22 protein-coding genes and 1 tRNA gene are annotated in these 17,830 nt (G+C 47.7%); 4 read left to right on the top strand and 19 right to left on the bottom strand.

Annotated elements, in window-relative coordinates; translation table 11 throughout:
• Positions 1–115: 115 nt before the first annotated feature.
• From WD071_RS00290 to WD071_RS00260, 7 genes are all read right to left on the bottom strand, one after another.
• Positions 116–1,216, bottom strand: coding sequence for a DUF6792 domain-containing protein (locus WD071_RS00290; RefSeq protein ID WP_368046277.1), 1,101 nt, complete (start codon positions 1,214–1,216; stop codon positions 116–118).
• A 111-nt stretch (positions 1,217–1,327) separates the two neighbouring features.
• Positions 1,328–2,743, bottom strand: a complete 1,416-nt coding sequence (locus WD071_RS00285; RefSeq protein ID WP_368046276.1) for an erythromycin esterase family protein — start codon at positions 2,741–2,743, stop codon at positions 1,328–1,330.
• An 84-nt stretch (positions 2,744–2,827) separates the two neighbouring features.
• Positions 2,828–3,358 (bottom strand): hypothetical protein, encoded by a 531-nt coding sequence (locus WD071_RS00280; protein ID WP_368046275.1) that lies wholly within the window; start codon positions 3,356–3,358, stop codon positions 2,828–2,830.
• A 14-nt stretch (positions 3,359–3,372) separates the two neighbouring features.
• Positions 3,373–3,492 (bottom strand): hypothetical protein, encoded by a 120-nt coding sequence (locus tag WD071_RS00275; RefSeq protein ID WP_368046273.1) that lies wholly within the window; start codon positions 3,490–3,492, stop codon positions 3,373–3,375.
• 13 nt (positions 3,493–3,505) lie between these two features.
• Positions 3,506–3,760 (bottom strand): tautomerase family protein, encoded by a 255-nt coding sequence (locus WD071_RS00270; RefSeq protein WP_368046272.1) that lies wholly within the window; start codon positions 3,758–3,760, stop codon positions 3,506–3,508.
• A gap of 45 nt (positions 3,761–3,805) precedes the next feature.
• Positions 3,806–4,285: an ABA4-like family protein gene (locus WD071_RS00265; protein WP_368046271.1), complete on the bottom strand. Its 480-nt coding sequence runs from the start codon at positions 4,283–4,285 to the stop codon at positions 3,806–3,808.
• A gap of 95 nt (positions 4,286–4,380) precedes the next feature.
• A complete protein-coding gene (locus WD071_RS00260) occupies positions 4,381–4,800 on the bottom strand; it encodes a MarR family winged helix-turn-helix transcriptional regulator (RefSeq protein ID WP_368046270.1) in 420 nt (139 codons plus the stop codon).
• A gap of 264 nt (positions 4,801–5,064) precedes the next feature.
• Between WD071_RS00260 and WD071_RS00255 the strand changes: the two genes are divergently transcribed.
• Positions 5,065–5,742 (top strand): ImmA/IrrE family metallo-endopeptidase, encoded by a 678-nt coding sequence (locus WD071_RS00255; protein ID WP_368046269.1) that lies wholly within the window; start codon positions 5,065–5,067, stop codon positions 5,740–5,742.
• Positions 5,743–5,851: 109 nt separating this feature from the next.
• Here the strand turns inward: WD071_RS00255 and WD071_RS00250 are convergent, their stop codons facing one another.
• The 11 genes from WD071_RS00250 to WD071_RS00200 form a co-directional block, all read right to left on the bottom strand.
• Complete coding sequence (locus tag WD071_RS00250) at positions 5,852–6,157, bottom strand: hypothetical protein (RefSeq protein WP_368046268.1); 306 nt, start codon at positions 6,155–6,157, stop codon at positions 5,852–5,854.
• A gap of 89 nt (positions 6,158–6,246) precedes the next feature.
• The gene (locus tag WD071_RS00245; protein ID WP_368046675.1) at positions 6,247–6,750 is read right to left on the bottom strand and encodes a DUF2971 domain-containing protein; all 504 of its coding nucleotides are present in this window, start codon (positions 6,748–6,750) and stop codon (positions 6,247–6,249) included.
• A 774-nt stretch (positions 6,751–7,524) separates the two neighbouring features.
• Positions 7,525–7,749, bottom strand: a complete 225-nt coding sequence (locus WD071_RS00240) for a DUF3303 domain-containing protein (protein WP_368046674.1) — start codon at positions 7,747–7,749, stop codon at positions 7,525–7,527.
• A gap of 443 nt (positions 7,750–8,192) precedes the next feature.
• Entirely contained in the window at positions 8,193–8,870 is a 678-nt protein-coding gene (locus tag WD071_RS00235) for a hypothetical protein (protein ID WP_368046267.1), read from the bottom strand.
• A gap of 111 nt (positions 8,871–8,981) precedes the next feature.
• On the bottom strand, positions 8,982–9,800 hold the full coding sequence (locus WD071_RS00230; protein ID WP_368046266.1) for an arginase family protein: 819 nt from the start codon (positions 9,798–9,800) through the stop codon (positions 8,982–8,984).
• A 109-nt stretch (positions 9,801–9,909) separates the two neighbouring features.
• A complete protein-coding gene (locus tag WD071_RS00225; protein ID WP_368046265.1) occupies positions 9,910–11,016 on the bottom strand; it encodes a pentapeptide repeat-containing protein in 1,107 nt (368 codons plus the stop codon).
• A gap of 97 nt (positions 11,017–11,113) precedes the next feature.
• On the bottom strand, positions 11,114–11,752 hold the full coding sequence (locus WD071_RS00220) for a hypothetical protein (protein ID WP_368046264.1): 639 nt from the start codon (positions 11,750–11,752) through the stop codon (positions 11,114–11,116).
• A 67-nt stretch (positions 11,753–11,819) separates the two neighbouring features.
• Positions 11,820–12,803 (bottom strand): hypothetical protein, encoded by a 984-nt coding sequence (locus WD071_RS00215; protein ID WP_368046263.1) that lies wholly within the window; start codon positions 12,801–12,803, stop codon positions 11,820–11,822.
• 72 nt (positions 12,804–12,875) lie between these two features.
• Positions 12,876–13,508 carry a hypothetical protein gene (locus WD071_RS00210; protein WP_368046262.1) on the bottom strand — a complete coding sequence of 211 codons (633 nt, stop codon included), beginning with the start codon at positions 13,506–13,508 and terminating at the stop codon, positions 12,876–12,878.
• Positions 13,509–13,647: 139 nt separating this feature from the next.
• Positions 13,648–14,235 (bottom strand): HNH endonuclease, encoded by a 588-nt coding sequence (locus WD071_RS00205; RefSeq protein ID WP_368046261.1) that lies wholly within the window; start codon positions 14,233–14,235, stop codon positions 13,648–13,650.
• A gap of 1,229 nt (positions 14,236–15,464) precedes the next feature.
• A tRNA-Arg gene (locus tag WD071_RS00200) sits at positions 15,465–15,541 on the bottom strand.
• 148 nt (positions 15,542–15,689) lie between these two features.
• Here WD071_RS00200 and WD071_RS00195 point away from each other — a divergent pair.
• From WD071_RS00195 to WD071_RS00185, 3 genes are read left to right on the top strand one after another with little or no spacing between them, the layout of a single operon-like run.
• Positions 15,690–16,115 (top strand): hypothetical protein, encoded by a 426-nt coding sequence (locus WD071_RS00195; RefSeq protein WP_368046260.1) that lies wholly within the window; start codon positions 15,690–15,692, stop codon positions 16,113–16,115.
• A 2-nt stretch (positions 16,116–16,117) separates the two neighbouring features.
• The gene (locus tag WD071_RS00190) at positions 16,118–16,735 is read left to right on the top strand and encodes a tetratricopeptide repeat protein (RefSeq protein ID WP_368046259.1); all 618 of its coding nucleotides are present in this window, start codon (positions 16,118–16,120) and stop codon (positions 16,733–16,735) included.
• Positions 16,732–17,427, top strand: coding sequence for a tetratricopeptide repeat protein (locus tag WD071_RS00185; protein ID WP_368046258.1), 696 nt, complete (start codon positions 16,732–16,734; stop codon positions 17,425–17,427). The genes WD071_RS00190 and WD071_RS00185 overlap by 4 nt, the downstream gene beginning before the upstream one ends.
• A gap of 4 nt (positions 17,428–17,431) precedes the next feature.
• On the opposite strand, the gene WD071_RS00180 is transcribed toward WD071_RS00185, so the two are convergent.
• Positions 17,432–17,830, bottom strand: a 399-nt coding sequence (locus tag WD071_RS00180; RefSeq protein WP_368046257.1) for a SufE family protein, incomplete at its 5' end; no start/stop codon positions are given.

Below are 17,830 nucleotides of genomic sequence, written 5' to 3'. Positions count from 1 at the left end.
CCGGTTGTGTCGGTAGATGCCCAACGTTTGAGGTAACCGGACTGCCGAAGGCAGGTCCAGTTGACCGAAGTGTTTGGCCCAAACGTGCGGGCGAAACCACTGGACCTTTTCCTAGTTATGCTCCTGCCATTTTTGGGGAACATGGCTGGTTACGTCGGGTGTTGTCTAGCAAAACGTTTCTTATCCAACTGGAAGAATAGCCGTGCGGAGCCTCGTCTATGCCACTTTCCAAAATCGAGCGAGCAAATTCGCAGGCGATTAATTGAATAGAGTGGCCACCTACTAAGCTACGCACATCGAGTTGTACCCCAACATCATGTCGCCCAAAACGAGCCTTAGTTGCCGAAGTGCTGACGAAACGGGGATTCTCTAGGAACTCACCTCCATGGTATACGCGGTGGATGATTGGGTATGCATTGCGAACTTCGCCATCTAGGGCCAACTGTGACCAGTTCGTGATCGGGGAGGTATTAAAGGTAAAGACTTCAAGGATGTCCGGAGACATGTAGCCAGCCTGCTGTGCCAGCCCACCCCCAAGAGAATGACCTGTAGCATAAATTACTGGCTTTACGTCATACTCAATAAAGCTTTTTTTCAGCGCCTCTATAAGCGTCGGCAAATGCTGTCTCGCTGCAGCGTACTGTTCGGGCTCGAAGCCAAAAAAGGCAGCTATGTTTGATCTCCAGTCTCTGAACGTTTGTCCAGGACGGTTCTCAGTGCCGCGAAATGCGATGACGGCTTCCACGATCTTCCCGTCTCGTTCCAGTACATACGTTTCGTAGTAAAGGCCCGACTCATCGTCCCAACATGCATTGGCTGGAGTTGTTGAATTCCCCGGGGTTAAATCGTTGGCGGGGGGCTTGGGCACCCATCGCTTCCACCTCTCGTCGTGAGAGGCGGGCATGCCGTACTCTGGCGTAGGTGTATCGGCATCTGCCTTTACGTAGGCACACCCCTTGTCATCACGAATATCTCGACTAAGATCGCGGCGGTATACCGCCTCAGAAAGCAGTGCCATCAGTCCATACAGTTGCGCTGTCTCTTGTAATTTCGAATCTTTCTCTGCCTTGTACTCAGCAGAGTCGTTGCCCTTTTCACGGTACTGATGATCAGCACGCCATGTTGTTAGGGTACCGCAACCGGCCAAAGCCACGCTGGATAAGAGCCAGATAAGGACAAATATCCTATGCTTAATTTGATGTGAACACGAATACATTGTTAGCGCTCCCTCTTGATTCGCTAGCCATTAAAATTCTCGGTCAATTCGAGATGTCCTGACAGATTTGCACGTGCACCAATTCAGACCTGGAGTATAGGTTTTTATCCCTTACTGAACACAATCCGGCGAAACAGTATTCAAGAAATAGGCCACGTCAAATGATGGGATTGTGGCAAACGCGTAACTCCCAAACCCATTCCAGTGATCTTGCTCTAGATGCAACCATGATGTCACAGCAGAGGGAGCGGTTCTTAGATCAACAAAGTAATTTGGTTTTTCTTCCAAGGCAAACATAGCTTCCACCGCCTCTTCAGGCGGCGGAGCAAGTTCCCGTGACAAACGTTCTTCGGAGGGCATTGCACAGATATCAATCACGCCACTTTGCGCCAGACTGAGTATACTGATCCAGTCATCGCCGTATTTATCCCGAGCATACCGTCCAAATGGTGCTGCGCCGTCATCAGTACCCCCTGAAGTGAGGTACCATGGGCTCGATGTGATATGCGCCACCGATGCAAAGACAACCAAACGACTATTATCACCTAGCTGGTCCAGAATCCATTCTAAATTATCAAACATGATACGGTCGCGCATCTCCTGGGCTTCGATATTCCATTCGAATCCGTCGGACGATTCCCACTCTATAGGAATTTCACGAAACCATGCATCTGCCTGACTGGCGGCAACAGCTGCATGGGCACCCCACTCATAGTCATTTCTGTTGCTAGCCGAGATATACTGAAAACGGCGACGCTGAAAAAGTGATACTAATTCGGCTATTGAAGCCGTCAGCTCATTTCGCTCATCGTACGTTAGTGATCCGTAAGCGAAAATCTCGGCCAACACGGGCAGATAGGGCTCAAAGCGGGCACTAAACTTGACGGCGGATTCAGAATCCACCTTTTCCAGAAACTCAAGCGCTGTCCGAATCGCGGTGTCGGGGTTCCTAGCGGCCAGACTGTGATAGGGACTGCCGGACATGTCGATTCCGAAAAAACGAAGCTTGTTGGAATCTGTCGGGAGACTTTTATTGTATTGCCCCATCCAGTATATGAGCTCTTGGTTCTGCTGAAACTGATCAAATCCGTTTGAAATCCCTGACTCAAAAGGAAAATCAGGATCGCCAACGCTCCCAGTGACGTAATTATCTACTAGTTGACTTTCAACGACGCCGGACTCAATCGCTATCGCGTCAAATCCAAGTTCTTCAACTAAAAACTTGAATACACGATTTCGAAATAGCATCGGCTCTTTCGCTGCGTGGATGCTCTCACTAATTGCCACTATGCGCGCGTTCCCTACCATCTCTATCAGAGGGTAAAGGTCGTCAGTGTTGCCAGATAGGTCGTTTTGTGAAAGTTCTACGGCATACTGATTCAACCAAGCTGAAATATCTGACTTTTGAATATGTTGTTCCTGAGCATTAGAGTCTGTTCCGACAAGAATCAGAAGACTGGCGAGTATCACAGCCGAAAAGCTGAAGTGTTTGGGGCGATGTTTCGTGATCTGATCTAATCGATTCATGGCAATAATTACCTTGTGCTACCTAACGCCCTTGTTCTAGCGGGTGAAGTTCATGGTCGCTCAGGAACAGCTTGTTATGCGTAATCACTCGTCAATCTCCGAACCGACACGAACAAATTTATTGTCGATGTACTGTATTCGTTGCTCTTCAATATAATCGGTTCCGAATCGGTGTTTATAAATAATAGTGGCTTCGCCGTTTTTGTCTCTTGAAACGGTGAAAGAAGGATGTGCTGTCAATTCCCCCATGTAGAAGAATCCAGACTCTGACTGGCGAAACACATAGATTTGTTTGCTGGAGTTACCGGTGCCTCGAATTTCCAATAGCTCCAAGGTGCCATCTAAGTCCAGGTCCCGGTTATCCGTACCAGTTTCATCGCTGCACGAAGGTAGGCGACCCGTTACTGCCTTAAAGCATTGGTCGGCCCAGGCAGAGGGGCTATCTAAGCGCTCCATGGTGCCTTCAGCTGGACACTCAGGCGGAAACGTACCATCTCCTGCCTGCGCATTCAGCACAAATGCCATGACAGCGACTGTTTGAGCCAACTTACGCATAACGCCGCCAACACGCGCAGCTTTGTAGTGGAGGCAAAGCCGCAACGGAAAAGCTGTCACTGTGCTTGGCCTTGCTACACATTGACTGAGTACTTGAGGTCACGTGCCTCATCTCCGGTCATGCCCCTAAATCCCCAACAATGTGCGGGTTGCTCCTTAATTGTCACTTCAACATCCACAGGTGAGATGCCCACCACAGACTCAATCTTATTGAAAAGCTCCTTGATCAGAGCTTTTTTGGGTGTCGGGAGCGCGACCCTGCATCATGTTGACTTCAATGACAGTGTAGGCAGGGGTTCTACCACCGGGGTAATAAAAGTCCTCGGCATCCATCGGGATAAAGCGATGAGCCCGCTTGTCTTCCGGCATTCCGAGCACAGCCTGCATGCATTCGTGAATGACCTCTGAAAGCTGAGCCTTGACTGGGTTAAGGTGTTCTTTGATTCCATAAACAACTATCACGATGCCTCCAGCAATGTGTAACACTCGGTTCAGCAGATGCGCGTCTTATGCGCTTTCTGCTGGAACCGTTTGTTCGACATCTTGGTGTTTCCCATATTCGTGAAGCCTGACATTTTTTGTCGTGACAGCTCGAGTTGCGAAGTAGAGCAGCAGACCCAAGGGCCCAAAGACAAATGCGAGTGCAAGCGATGGAACGACCAAGAGATGATTAATTCGAAGTCGCAGGGAGTCACGAGCTATCCACGCTCCGACGAAAAGATCAAACACCAGGAAGTGTATCCAAGAAATTAAAGCTCCATAGGGAGTGCCCAAAAGCAAGGTAACCCCCTCTAGGGAACCGAACCCGGCACCCTCAGGCGATGCCGGTCGCAAGACCATGGCGAACCCATAGGCAATGCAAAGCAGGCCGGGTATCCAGATCGCATGTACTAGCCGGTCCGTCCACTTCCAATAAGGCGCAAAGACTAGTAACAGCCAGGCCGGCATCACCATTATTGTGCAGACTTCGTAAATGATTGTATCCATATGGGTTAATCCTTGCTGTCGAACGCCTGAGCTCAGGTGCGTTTGAGGCGCCTGCAGCGATTTATTATGTGTCATTTGCACTTATGGCAGGTCCACTATGCCAATGCATGGACTAATTTAGCTAGTTGTTTCTGCCGCTGAACATCCAGAGGAGCAAGCAATGACTCAGCTGCATCGTTCACTGCCATTTCGACCTCGTCAAGCACCCTCTTCCCTGACTTCGACAATGCGACCAAGCTAACCCTGGCGTCGCGCGAACTGGCAGTCTTCTCAACCAATCCGATCTTTTCCATGGGATTGAGGAGACGTGTTACCCCTGAGGCGGTTAGTCCGACCTTCTCCGCAAGATCGACCCGACGCATCGTTTGATTTGGGGCGATTCTGAGCTGCGACAGCACCAGAAATTCCGACACGCCAAGGCCATGAACGGAAAGTGAGCCACCGAGCTTCCGGTTCATTTTGCTATTTAGATTGATTATGCTCAGTACCAACTGAGCCTCCTTCGTTGGCTCCACGCCCCTCTCCTTGCGAATTCAGTGAGGGTGCAAGTATGTTGCCATATGCTTGATATGTCAAGGAGTGCACAAGCGAGTACGTGCGCCGCACCAGATCGGGGATGACACATAACGCCGCCGTAAGCGGCGGCAACATAGTTGCCGTCCGAGCCCGAAGGGCGACTTGACGGCTTTGTTATGTGCATTACCTGCTGTCTCACTTGACAAATACACCATATATGGTGTATTTACTATTCCCTAACGCTATATATGGGGTGGGCTGTCATGGATCACGCACAAATACAAGCTAGGGTAAAAGAGCTACACAAGGAGCTCTGGGAATCCAAGGAGCTACTCTGGCCAGACCGATCAGTACAACCAATACAGATGCTTGAACCATGGGCTGCGGCGCGAATCCTGGGTGTACAGTATGACCAGATGCCGACTTTGGGCAATTCGCGCTTTACCAAATATAGGGTGGCCGGTGCTCTGGACCGACAAGCAAATAAAATTGCTGTTTCTACTGAGTTTGCCCCTACCACTGTTCGATTTACTGGCGCCCACGAAATAGGCCATTGGGAGCTTCATTCTGACCATGTCATGCACCGAGATAGGCCGGTGAAAGGACTGACCCTAGAGCCGCGGCCTGCTCAGGAACGGGAAGCCGACTACTTTGCCGCTTGCTTTCTTATGCCTGCCCAACTGCTGGCAAACTACTTCTCTCAGTTTTTTCAAACATCAATTCCGTTGTCAATCGAAGATACCGTTGCATTCCATCTGGACCCTAACGACTATCAATCTTTAACTCTAGCTGATAGTGGTTCTCTTGTTCGAGAGCTTGCGGTTGCTCGTTGCCGATCCTTCGGTGGCAATCATTTCAATTCACTTGCGCAGATATTTCGAGTTTCAGATCTTGCAATGGCTCTCCGCCTAAAGGAGCTGGGATTTATCCGCTGGCCGTAATTCTGAGCCATTGGGGCACATAACGCCTTGCTCACCTGTGTAGCAAGTTGGCATGTATTTTTGTTCCGCAAAAATCGTGACAGCGTGCAGAGTCCGGTGCAGCAACTTGTTAAGTTTTAAATGACGGCCAAACATCATGTTTTTTGAAATACCAAATCATTAGAGGCAATTCAATTGCTAAGTACGTCAGAAAGGTAAACCAAAACCAATTTACGGAGAATAGAATTAGGCTAAATTGCTCACCTGTCCCCCAGAAAATACTGCCTGCAATGATCAGTACTATTCCCGTCGCTGCTATATCATTATTCGCGATCTTCATCCCATCAGCACCACAAAATTTTGGATAGACTACAAAGTATGCTGCAGAGATTACAAAGATATTCAAAGCAATTATCATTATTTCTGGATTATTCATACTATACCATTTCCTGGATTTAACGCCCTTCATCAGCGGTGCAAACGCAGGTTGCATCCGGCGCCGAAAGCGCGTACTGCATGAGATTGTTAGGGCAAAATCTGAGGGATTCGTACAGCATATTCTGTTGGTGATACTTCCATCTTATATACCCTAAATGCATGCCTATCTTTTCCCAGTTGCTGCTTTACTTTTTTTAAGCTTGCGGAACATCGAACACCCAACATTATTTCCTTTAACGACAAGTCCTCGTTAAATGGAACAAAGATTAGTCGATCATCCATTACCCTCTCAGCAAAGGGGACTATCATTCTTACTTCTTGCTCGTATCTCCAGTGTACGTGCTTTCTTGAGAGCATGTACTGAACATACTCGTGCCCTTTTAGAGTCAGGGAGTTTTTGAATTCTTTTCCTGATGTGCGACAGTTTGCGTATTCCACTTCGAACACTTTTTCCACGGGGACATCAAACCCAAGGCAAATACCGCGATGAGAGTCACCATAGTGTGCCCATTGGACTGGATCCGTATAGTTCTGACTGAAGCAAATTATTCCCAGCTCCCTATTTGTACGGTTTAGCCGCCCTTTTAGCACAGTCCGAGTGCCGTAATTGTCGGTATCGATGTGATAGTACTCAAAAGGGTCGTTCAGTGACTTTAATCTTGAGACTTTAAGCCGTCTGGTGGCGATTGCCTCCAGACCGTACTGCTCATTTAGAAAATGATAAACCCTCACGATACTCTCTTTATTTGCCTAACGCCCTTTTTTTGGCGCCAAAGTATGATGGCGTGGCTTTTGCGAAAGCAAAAGGCGTGACAGCATTCTTTGGTCGTTCAAAAACAGATTTTTATGTTGCGAACTATAAAAAAACTTTCTTAACAATTCACTGATCGCGCTCTATTCTGGTTTTACCTACCAATTCGTCAAAATTGTAATGCTTCGAGTACTGCTTTGCACCCAACCCCATAGAGATTATCCATCGCATTGCTATGAGAATCCCGAACATAAACTGGCCTATGAGTTCCCCGAGAACCTGCTGAAGAGAAGAGGAAAAAATCATGCAACTCCAGATTGACAACATTGCCACTACAATCCATGAGCTTATTCGTATTATCGGAGATGCCCATGCTCTCGCGACTCCATATGGCTCCTTAGCTTCGATAAGCCCATTGTACTGACGCCATGCTCCAAGAAGAATCGAAACCAAGAAAAGGAAAAGTGCAATGAACATGAATTTACCTCAAGCAACATAACGCCCAGTTCAGCCGCAGCTGGCACGGAGCGAATTTTGTGTTAGTGTTTGAGCGACAGCGAGTAACACAAAATCCGTGTAGTACCAGATGTCGCATTGCAACTGATTGTTATGTTTCAGTCTATCGGATATAACTCGAAATCTACGAACTCTTCCCACTTTTTAAACCATTCGTAGAATAGACTCTCATCATTAGATTCCATCAGCTGAAAACAAACGTTTTGTTCCGAGTTCACCCATGAGTTCAAGTAGTACAAACCGTCTGGAAACATCCGGCCATTTGCGTTGTAGATTTCATAGTTCTTCTCCATCAACCCTGGTTTAAATTTTTCGACTACCATATATTTTTTCAAACTCTTCCCCTAAATCGGTATTATTACGACTTTCTAGGTAGAACATATCTGACGATAGCGCTAGCGCCTTTCCCAGACGTTGGGTGGGAAATTATCGAATCACCAGTACCCAGAGCATTATACATAGCGTTGCAACAAGCAGGCATACGATGATCCGAATCATTGTAGCCACCGACACGTTTATGTAGATTTCCAGACCTGACTTCAATTGCAACCAAACCGAGCGACTCAGCCCGATCGAAGATATCGATTAATGAACTTCGAAAATCGTCAGTTTTTGAGATTCATACGATGTGCTCCAATGCGCGATTGAAACATAACGCCCGCTTCAGCTGCGCCGACGCCGGAACGTTTTTGTGTTAGTGTTTGAGCGCAGCGAGTAACACAAAAACGTGCAGGTTTTGGCGTCAGTCTGCAAGCGCTTGTTATGGCTATTTGGTGAGAAGCGCAACGAAGTAGCCGATCACTCCCGCGCCAACTAACTTGGACCAGTCGTAGCCAACTTCAATGAGTTTTCGTCTTAGTTTTCTCTGGTTTCGAATATCTAAGAGTAGAAGCCAGTAGAACATAATAACACTGAAACTTAAGGAGTCTGCTCTTGTGCCCCACGCGCTTGTGAAACGAGCATAGAACATAAATTTCTTAACTGACTTCCGAAGCACCTTTTCAGACACCTTTTCAGGTCTCATAGGCGGATAGAGCATAATGTAATCATCAGACCATTCATGTCTTTGCGATTCGTATGGAGATACCATGAAAGATATCTTCCCGTCCTGTCCAAACGATGCAACTAAGCAGCATCCTTTTTCAAAGAAGGCTTCTTTAATTTCTAGTTCACGCGTTTCAGGATTTCGTTCTCTAACGAATACTCCAGTTTTGTTTACGCCTGCGCTCAGCTGTATTGTTTCTTCATTCAGATCAATATCATTGATCGAAGATCCTAGTCTGAAAAAATATTCTACTTCTTTTGCGGTTTTGCAAACCTGCTGGAAATACGAGTGAATCATCTGCTTTGTGGAACTTCCCCACAGTTCGCGATCATTCAATAGCTCTTGCCGATTGATATCGAGCTTGGTTTTTTCTTTTTTTATGAAGGTTAAGTTAGTCATTTAGTTAGCCATAACGCCTACCACACCAGAAAATTAGGAGCGTAGCGAGTAATTTTTCTAAGTGCTGGTATTTGTTATGTTTACCGAATTCATATATATGAATTTTCTTGTTTAAGAACGTAAGCTCCTTAAGGAATCAAATAGAGCAGTGTATGAGTGCTCTCTCTCCTCATTCGTTTTTGGCGAAAACTCAGTAATTTCTAGACCTATCAATATTCCATGCGCTTTTACGGATGTCATTATTGCATGAATATGTTGTCTAAATAATCCATCCGCTACAGCGTATTCAGCAACAACTTCTGAAGGTTCAAACACATCCACATCAATATGAACAAATACAGGTTTATCTTTAATTAACCTCTCAAGTTCAGATAGGTCTTGTTCGATTTGTTGCTTTGATAGCAGTAGAACTTTATTTTCTTCGAAAAATTCGTCTTCACAACTATCAAAATCTCGACCGCCAATATGAATAAATTGCTCTGTCTTCACACCAGAACCAAAACCACTATTCCACACCCCCATAGCAGCAGTAATTGGCATACCACCCAAATACCCTGAAACACTCGTCGTAGGAGTTGTTACATCACCATGAGCATCAAAATATATCACTACACATTCAGGAAATTTATTCATGACCTGAGGTAACGTAGCAATTGCGGTCGCGCAACGTGGAGTAATTAAAATAGGTTTAAACCCTTCATCAAACGCGAATTCTATTAATGATGAAGCCTTAGTGAGTATATCGTTAGATTCGGCCAATGCCTTATCCCAATTCAGGTCAGCTACAAATTGAGGTTCACCATGATACTCAACCTCAATATTGAGGTATTCGCTCAAAGTTTTAGCGAACGCATGGCAGACCTCCATTCCGTATGAAGTCCTGTCTCCTGAAAAACCATTTATACTTATGCATTTAAAATTCTTATCCAAAATACTTTCCTGAAAATATTCCACAATTTCACCAAGAAACATAACGCGTTTAATAATAGGCTCAGCGAAAAGCGCCGAGTCCTTAATTGATTTATTAGTTATGTTCTGGCTAATGCCTCAATATTTTTCTAGCCATTACCGCAACAAATACAGCAATCAGTGCTGCTCCCAATAGAGCTTCGAATGTGCTTATGAGTCTCATTACCCATTGCGATTCCATATAATGCAAATCCCCATATCCCAATGTAGCAAATGTTGTAAAGGAGTAATACAAACTAGTTGCAAAGCTGCTATCAGGCCCTGGATTGCCGCTAAAATAGTAAAATAGTGCGAACAATACAGCAGTAAGGATGCCAATAGTCAGGACCCTTCCAGGCTTAACTCCATACCCAGCGAAGATGAACCACAGCCAATCAGTTAACCAAATTCTTAGGGTTGAGAGGCGGAAATCAGTTTTGAGTGTATTCCAAAGCTTCGCTTTTCGATTTTCACTTCGCTCAAAATAGAGATATTCATCCGCTAAGGGCCAGATTTCAGCTTTCTCGTATGCGATCCGAATAGATTTCAAAATGTCGGGAACTTGTTCAAGAGGCATCGTTCGAGTTGACCACTTGCGATTCAAGGACTTGTCGAAGGATGTAGCGTAGTTCACCGTCAGGTTCTTAAGGGTGGCCAACTCAAAATATGCGCCTTCTAAGGTAGAGCCAGCGAAGTCAGTATCCTCCAAGTATGTTTGAGTAAAGCAAACATTGGTCAAATCACAGTCAATGAACCTTGTCTCATAACCCCCACTCATAGCGATGCAAGTATCTTTCAAATTACATTTTTCGAATGTGGCTGCGGTTAAGCTAGTTTGTTCGAGATTTGCTCCTTCGAAGTTACAGTTGTGAAATCTGGCGTAGTTGAGTGACTTTTTTGCAAACGTCGTCTTTCCAGAAAAATCTTCACTGTATAAATGTATCCCTCTTAGGTCATCTTGAGTAAGAACCCAAAACCTTCCTTCTTCCATAGCATCTTTTGGATATATGGGGTGGCCATAAGGGTCTTGGTTCTCAGGATGGCCGAGCACATATCCATCTAGGACGCCTCGAGCATCTCCACCTGTTTTTAAAGAATCAACGACAGATTGCAGTACTTTCTGTCCGAGTTCGGTTTCCCAACGATTATTGAGAAATCGTTGAGTAATTAGATCGAATTCGAAACCATCCCTATTCATTGCACTGACTCAAAAAATTCGAGGACCATAACGCCCTGCTCGTGCGCCGGTTTGGAGCCGCGAAGCGGCGGAAAATCGGTCGCCGTGCAGCCGATTGTTATGCATTTAATGCTTCCTTAAGCTCAGAGGAAGGTGCTACGTAGCAGCCACATGCTTCCTCAACAAGTATTACGCTATGCTCGATAAACAATGGAACGAGCGGAATTACACGTTTATAGAATGGCTGTAGATCCCAAAGCTTCTGGTTCAGTTTCCATCTAGGTAGTGCCGCAAGCTCTTTTGATACAACACCTCCATGCTTCACTGAGTTCGCAACGAGCCGAAGTTCATTTATGCAGTGAAAATGAATTGCACCTTCAAGCTGAATTGAGTTCTTCCTGAAAAGGGCCTTCAGTTTTGAAAACTTGTAAAGCTCCCTTTCGTTTGATACATCGAATGCTAATTTGGCCAGTCTCACGAGATGTTGCTCAATGGCCTTATGGGCAGCCAATACAAGAAGTTCATGGAGCAAAGTAATCGCCTCATTGGCCTCGTCTACAGCAAATGATTCAAAAAAGACATTCCAGGAATCGTCACCTTCCTCCTCTGCAATTCTTCTGGTTCTCTCCTGAGCTGAGTTTCGGATTTCTACCAGCGCATCAAGTGCACTTGTTTCAAGCTTAGACACGGCCGCTCGCCTATACGTGCCAAGCCTCCTAAGTCGGGCGCACCTTGTGTCTTCCTTAAATATGCTCATGCTTCGAGCTCATGCATAACGCCTCAAACACCGGCGCAGCTTCGCTGCGTCCGAGTGCTTTGATTTGTTATGGCTGACCTATCCACATTATGTATTCTTGGGGCATGTACTCCGCCCCTAGCTTATGGCTTGTTTCAACCGCATGGAAAGAGTCTCTGATTTCTAAAGGGATTTCTTCACCATTCGGATTTGGGATAATTACTTTGAAAGGAAACTGATCTGCAGCCCCATAGTCTAATGCGTTTTTCTTTCCATCGATAAGTGGTCGCTCAGCTGCAGCCTCGACAAATATGTGTAGTTGCCGAATCACGATAACTGCATCGATATTTTTAAAGATTAGAGCCTTTCCTTCTTTATCTTTAGCGAAGCTGTTAGCCGTAAACAAGCCGGAATGTTCTGAGATGATTGATGTAATAGGCTCATAAATATGGTCATCCCATACTATGACTAATATCCCGTAAAAGCTTTCGAATTCCTTTTTGAATCCTGCGAATTTCTCATCGGCGCTAATGAGGAAGTCCTTTACAGGGTTATCTCTCGGGAGGGTTACATTATCCTTTCCTCCCGCTTGCTCTATCATCTGGCCTGCAATAGGCATTCTTCCTGGAAGCTGAACAGCTCGTGTAGCTCTTTGCTCTACGTGCTCTCTCAGCTTTGGTGATTTAACTTCAACACCCACAACATAATTGTCAGTTTTTATTGTTATTTCCGGATTCTTCTTCGAATTACCGATAGAAGGCTCATCTTCAAACTCAGCATCTGGATATTGGCTAGCTAGATGGCTCACGACCAACAACTCAGCAAGTATTTGCTTGAGTTGGTCATAGTGGGGTAAGTATCGATTTCGGCCATTAATTGAAGCTATATGGTCAATCATTCGCTTCGAGTATCCAGGAATTTTGCTTTCAACTACCATGCAAGAATCAATAATTGATTTTGCAAACGGATGCTCTCGCCCTACATTCAGAAAATTAAAATGGTATTCGTACCAGTGCCAAGAACCAAATATCGAGGAATTTCTAATATATTCTTTGAGTTCTTCTCGAGTCATTTGTCGCTTATTCCTTGGGGACCATAACGCTCGCCTCAAGTGCGCGCTTGCGCGCCACTTTGAAGGCGCTTGTTAGCTGTGAACTGATACATGTACTAATGGCTTAAAGCCCACCTTATACATTTGAACGATAGTTTTCGGTGTCATGACTTGCACAAACTGATTATTAGAGGGTAACTGTTGCGCTACAGAATAACCATGATGCGACCATTTATGAAGGTGTCCACCCCAGACTAGATAGGCTTCATCTTCCAATGCAATTAAAGCCCCCTCTGTGACGTCACTGAATTTTGCATTGAACAAGATTTTTTCTCGGCTTCGGCTGGCTCGTTCCAAATGAAGGCGTTTATCTATTTCCTGGGAAGAAGCCGAAGCCGCATCGGTCTCGGACAAGCCGATGGCAATACCCCAAAAACGCTTAAATTCTTTATACCGTTGCCGCCTGCAATGGGCACAAGGCCGATGCCCCGCTGCAAGCGCCGTAGCCTCATCCAAGAAAAATAGTTCAGAGTAACTATTTGGTCCGAACAACTCGCGCTTTATCCCTTTGAAGCTGAGGTCACAAGTTACCCAATTTTTGTGCGCCCAAGGCTTAATAACATTTTTGTCATCATCATGCAGGATTCCTCTGTTTCCAAGAAACTCACCTCTCGCTTTAACAGCAACCAAATTCCCCCAGGGATCTATTCTATTTTGTAGAGGCACTCTCGCTTCTCCTACAGCTAACGCCCCAGATCAGGCGCCAAAGAATTTTGGCTTGGCTTTTGCGTGAGCAAAAGGCATGACAAAGTTCTTTGGTCACTCTGGATCGATTTGTTAGGGCTGAACCTTCGCAACCTTATAATCATATAATCGGCCCGCGCTGAATGAAGTTTGAAGGCATCTTGAGACCATTCGCTTCGAGAATAGCTTTTAGAGCGGCTCGCGGGGTTTGACGCCAGATCCAATACGCTTGCTCAAGACGGATTCCCGGAAATGTAAGTTCCTCCTCGATTCCTTGAAAGCGCTTACAGGTATTCAGATACTGATCACTCAAATGGTAGTACTTGTCGCATAATATTCCTCGATCCGAAGCATCCGAGGCGAGGTAACCAAGGAGATCAATCATTCTCTCGATGTTTTCCCCACCTTCCGCATCCATTGGTTTTCCAAGATCAGGTTTTCCATTGTAAGCCATATGCATTTCTGCATGGCAGGGCTGGCAGAGTGTAATTCCATTTCCGATCTCATACTTTGCAGCTATTAGGAAGCTCTTGCGAAGAATATGATGTGCTGCCACTTGTTTCGGACTGTCGCATACAACGCAGCTATAGAGATCGCGTGCCCGAATGAATTGACTCCAAAGCCGATGACAATACCCTGGACTCCGCCGGCCGCTTGAGACAGCAGTTTCTAGTCGAATCAACGCTTCGTCTAACTTGGGTATCTCCATATTGGATTCCACTATACGCTCGACGTATAGAGCCCTAACAGCCCATTTCTGAGGCCTTCGGCCTCATAATAATTCTTAGGGGGCGGCCATATAAGCCCTGGCTTTTAAATTGACCAACAACCAACCCACTGATTCTAGAATATAAAAGTACCATTTTACCCAGCCCCAGAACTATGAGGCCCCTGGCTCAACAATTCAGCATTTTTGCATACTACGGCATTTTGTACTAAAAAAAACACAACAACAGTGCGAAAGGAGTCGCCGGTATGCCCTAGTACAATTTCCCATTTTTTGAATCAATCTACCGCTACATGATCACACGTAGCTATAGCAAGCGGACGATTTCAACCTATATCTATTGGATCAGGTAATTCATCAGGTTTCATGAAAAACGGCATCCACTTGACCTGGGCAATGGCCAGATCGAGCAATTTTTGAGCTTTCTTGCTGCAGACACGCTACCGCCCTACGGGTGCAATCGCATCAGTGCGCAACCTGGGTTTTAACGACGGTTAAGGTGAGAGCTGATGCCAATATCAGCAGATTCCAGGACGGTGCACAACTAGCCATTGGGCTAATATGGGGTAAATTACGGCGAAGTGAAAGCCTGGAGGGCATTGGGACTTGCAGATTGCGCATCCAGGCCAATCAGATTAGCGGTCGAAGCCACCGGGAGAGTTCTCTCGGCAGAACTCTTCTCGCGTTTTCTCTGATCCATCAGGGTGGAAAAATGTATCTAGCGCGTTATATCGCACATAGATCTCTCTGCCGCTATTTTCCATACAAGTGACCCTGTATGAGTCGCTGCCTGATATGGCGGCATACCTTGGTGCCTGCCTGATGTCGCCTGAGGACCCGCAGGCGGTCAGCAGCATTGTCAGTAGTATGGGGGCAGCATATTTCACGCGACCTTCCGTTTTGTTGGTCATAAATCCTCCATAGTGGGGAAAATCCCCCTGTCGACTTTATATCATCTTTTGTTGACTGTGGCGAAGGGGGTGGGGTTTGGTTGGACGGGAGTGGAACGGGACAGTGGATGATTAGGCTGGCATGATTGATTCGCAATCCGCATGGGCGGATTACTCACCCCTGCGGGGCGCCCTGGCGGGCGTCTAAAAAGCTTCGCTTTTTATCGAACATGGGCAGTTCTTTCGTAGCCGGAATACAACACACGGGCAATCAAAAAAGGGGACTGAGCTAAAGCTCAGTCCCCTTTTTTGATTGCTGTATGGTGCACCCGGCATGATTCGAACATGCGACCCCCTGATTCGTAGTCAGGTACTCTATCCAGCTGAGCTACGGGTGCGAAAGAGGTGCGTATTATATATAAATAGGAGAATTTTCAAAGTCCTTTTTGCCCTGTGTGCACTATTTTTTCGTGGTTTTCCTGTTGTGTGGTGGCCGTGGTAAGATCGGGGGTCAAAATTCATTGCTGTCGAGTCAGGAATACCCCTATGAAAACAACACACATAATCAGTGCTCTGGCGCTTGGCGGCCTGCTGGCTGCGGCGACACCGGCGTTTGCGGACTATGCCACGGGCATTTCTGCGTATGATGCGGGTGATTATGAGCAGGCGCTGCTGGCGTTTGAAGTGGATGCCAATAATGGCCATGCGCGGGCGCAGGAGCGTCTGGGCAATATGTATCGCACTGGTCAGGGCACGCGGCCGGATCCGGTGCTGGCGATCAAGTGGCTGACGCTGGCGTATACCAACGGCCTGCGTTCTACCCTGCCGACGCTGGAGACGCTGCGTGAGGGCATTACGGAGGCGCAGCTGGTGGAAGGTGAGCAGATGGCGCTGAGCTGGCTTGAAGATGCCAACCGTATCGTGTTTGCCGATGATGATACCGATGCGCTGTATGACGCGCAGGGTTTCTGAGTTTGCTTGAATCCTGGCTGCCCAGGCGCCTGATGCTGGGCGCGGTGTTTGGTGTGCTGACATCGTTGTCGCTGGCGGACGAGTCGCTGCAGAGCCTTGTCGCAGACGCCGAGGCGGGCAATGCGGAGGCACAATTCACGCTGGGCAATCGTTACCTGAGTGGTGATGGCGTCAGCCAGGACAATTTTGAGGCACTACGCTGGCTTACCCTGGCAGCGGAAAGCGATAACGCCAATGCCCAGTACAACATTGCCGTGATGTACCTGAACGGCTTGGGCGTGGTCAAAGATCAGGCACAGGCGGTGGCATGGTTTGTACGCGCTGCTGAAAATGGCGATACGCCCTCGCAATATACCCTGGCGGTGCTGCTGTTTAATGGCCAGCTTGGGGTGCCACGCAATGTGCCGCAGGCTTATAAGTGGTTTACGCTGGCCGGTGCGGCCGGTCACCAGGAAGCTGCCGCCAATGCGGTGCTGGTGCAGGAGCTGCTGCCAGCCAATGAAGTTGAAGCCATGCAGGCTGAAGCGCGTGCGTGGATCGAGTCGTTCAACCAGCGTGATACGCAATCCAGGACGGGCGCGGCGTCCGGCCCGGATTCCAACCCTGACGAGACACCATGACCTGTACCCGAATGATGGCCCGTTTACCGGCTGCGGGGCTGTTGCTGACCCTGCTGCTCATTGTTGCCCTGCCCGTTCAGGCGCAGATCACCATTGTTGATGAAGACACGGAGCTGCCGGATTACACCTCCTATGAAGTGGGACTGGATGCCCTGCAGGCGGGGGATTTTGACACGGCGCTGCGGGAGTTCACGCAGTCGGCTGAGGAAGGGCTGCATCTGGCGCAGTATAACCTGGGGGTAATGTATTACACCGGTCAGGGCGTGCCACAGAGTTACGAAACGGCGTACCACTGGTTGTCTCAATCGGCTGAGCAGGGACACCTGAATTCGATGTTTAATCTGGCTACCCTGTACTACAACGGTCAGGGCGTGAATTCATCGTTGATGAGCATGTGGCCACTGTCATTGATCAGTCGACGGCAGAATTTACAACAGGCCGCGGCCTGGTATCTGGAAGCGGCCGAGTACGAACATGCCGGTGCGCAGTACAACCTGGCAACAATGTATGAAGCGGGCGAAGGCGTCGAGGAAGATCTGGTCAAGGCCTACAGGTGGGCGCGTCTGGCGCGTGATAATGAGGCCAGCGGGGCTGAGGCGCTGGTGAACCGGGTACAGGCGGCGATGAGCCCGGCGCAACTGGATCAGGCGCAGCGTGAATATGCGGAATGGGTCCTGCAGTACCGTAGCTGACGCCCTACGCGGCGGACGCGGCGATGTTTTTGATGCGGGCCACCATGGCCTGCAGGCCACTGCCACGGGTCGGGCTCAGGTGGCTCATCAGATCCAGCTCGTTGAAATAAGCTTCGATGTCAAAATCCAGCACCTGTTGCGGCGTTTTGCTGTTGTAGGCGGCGAGCACCACGCCAAGTAATCCCTTCACAATGAATGCATCACTGTCGACCTTAAAGTAGAGGTGGCCATCGCGTTGTTCGCTGTTCAGCCACACTTTGCTCTGGCAGCCGCGAATGATGTTCTCGTCGACATGCTCGCTGTCGGGCAGCGGCGGCAGCTCTTTGCCCAGGTCGATGATGTATTTGTAGCGGTCATCCCAGCTGTCAAAAAACGCCAGCGTATCAATGATGTCGTCGGTGGT

This window comes from Pseudohongiella sp. (assembly GCF_040877505.1).
Classification (GTDB): Bacteria; Pseudomonadota; Gammaproteobacteria; order Pseudomonadales; family Pseudohongiellaceae; genus Pseudohongiella.
The sequence above is the reverse complement of the archived record's forward strand: the minus strand, read 5'-3'. Positions and strand labels throughout refer to the sequence as shown.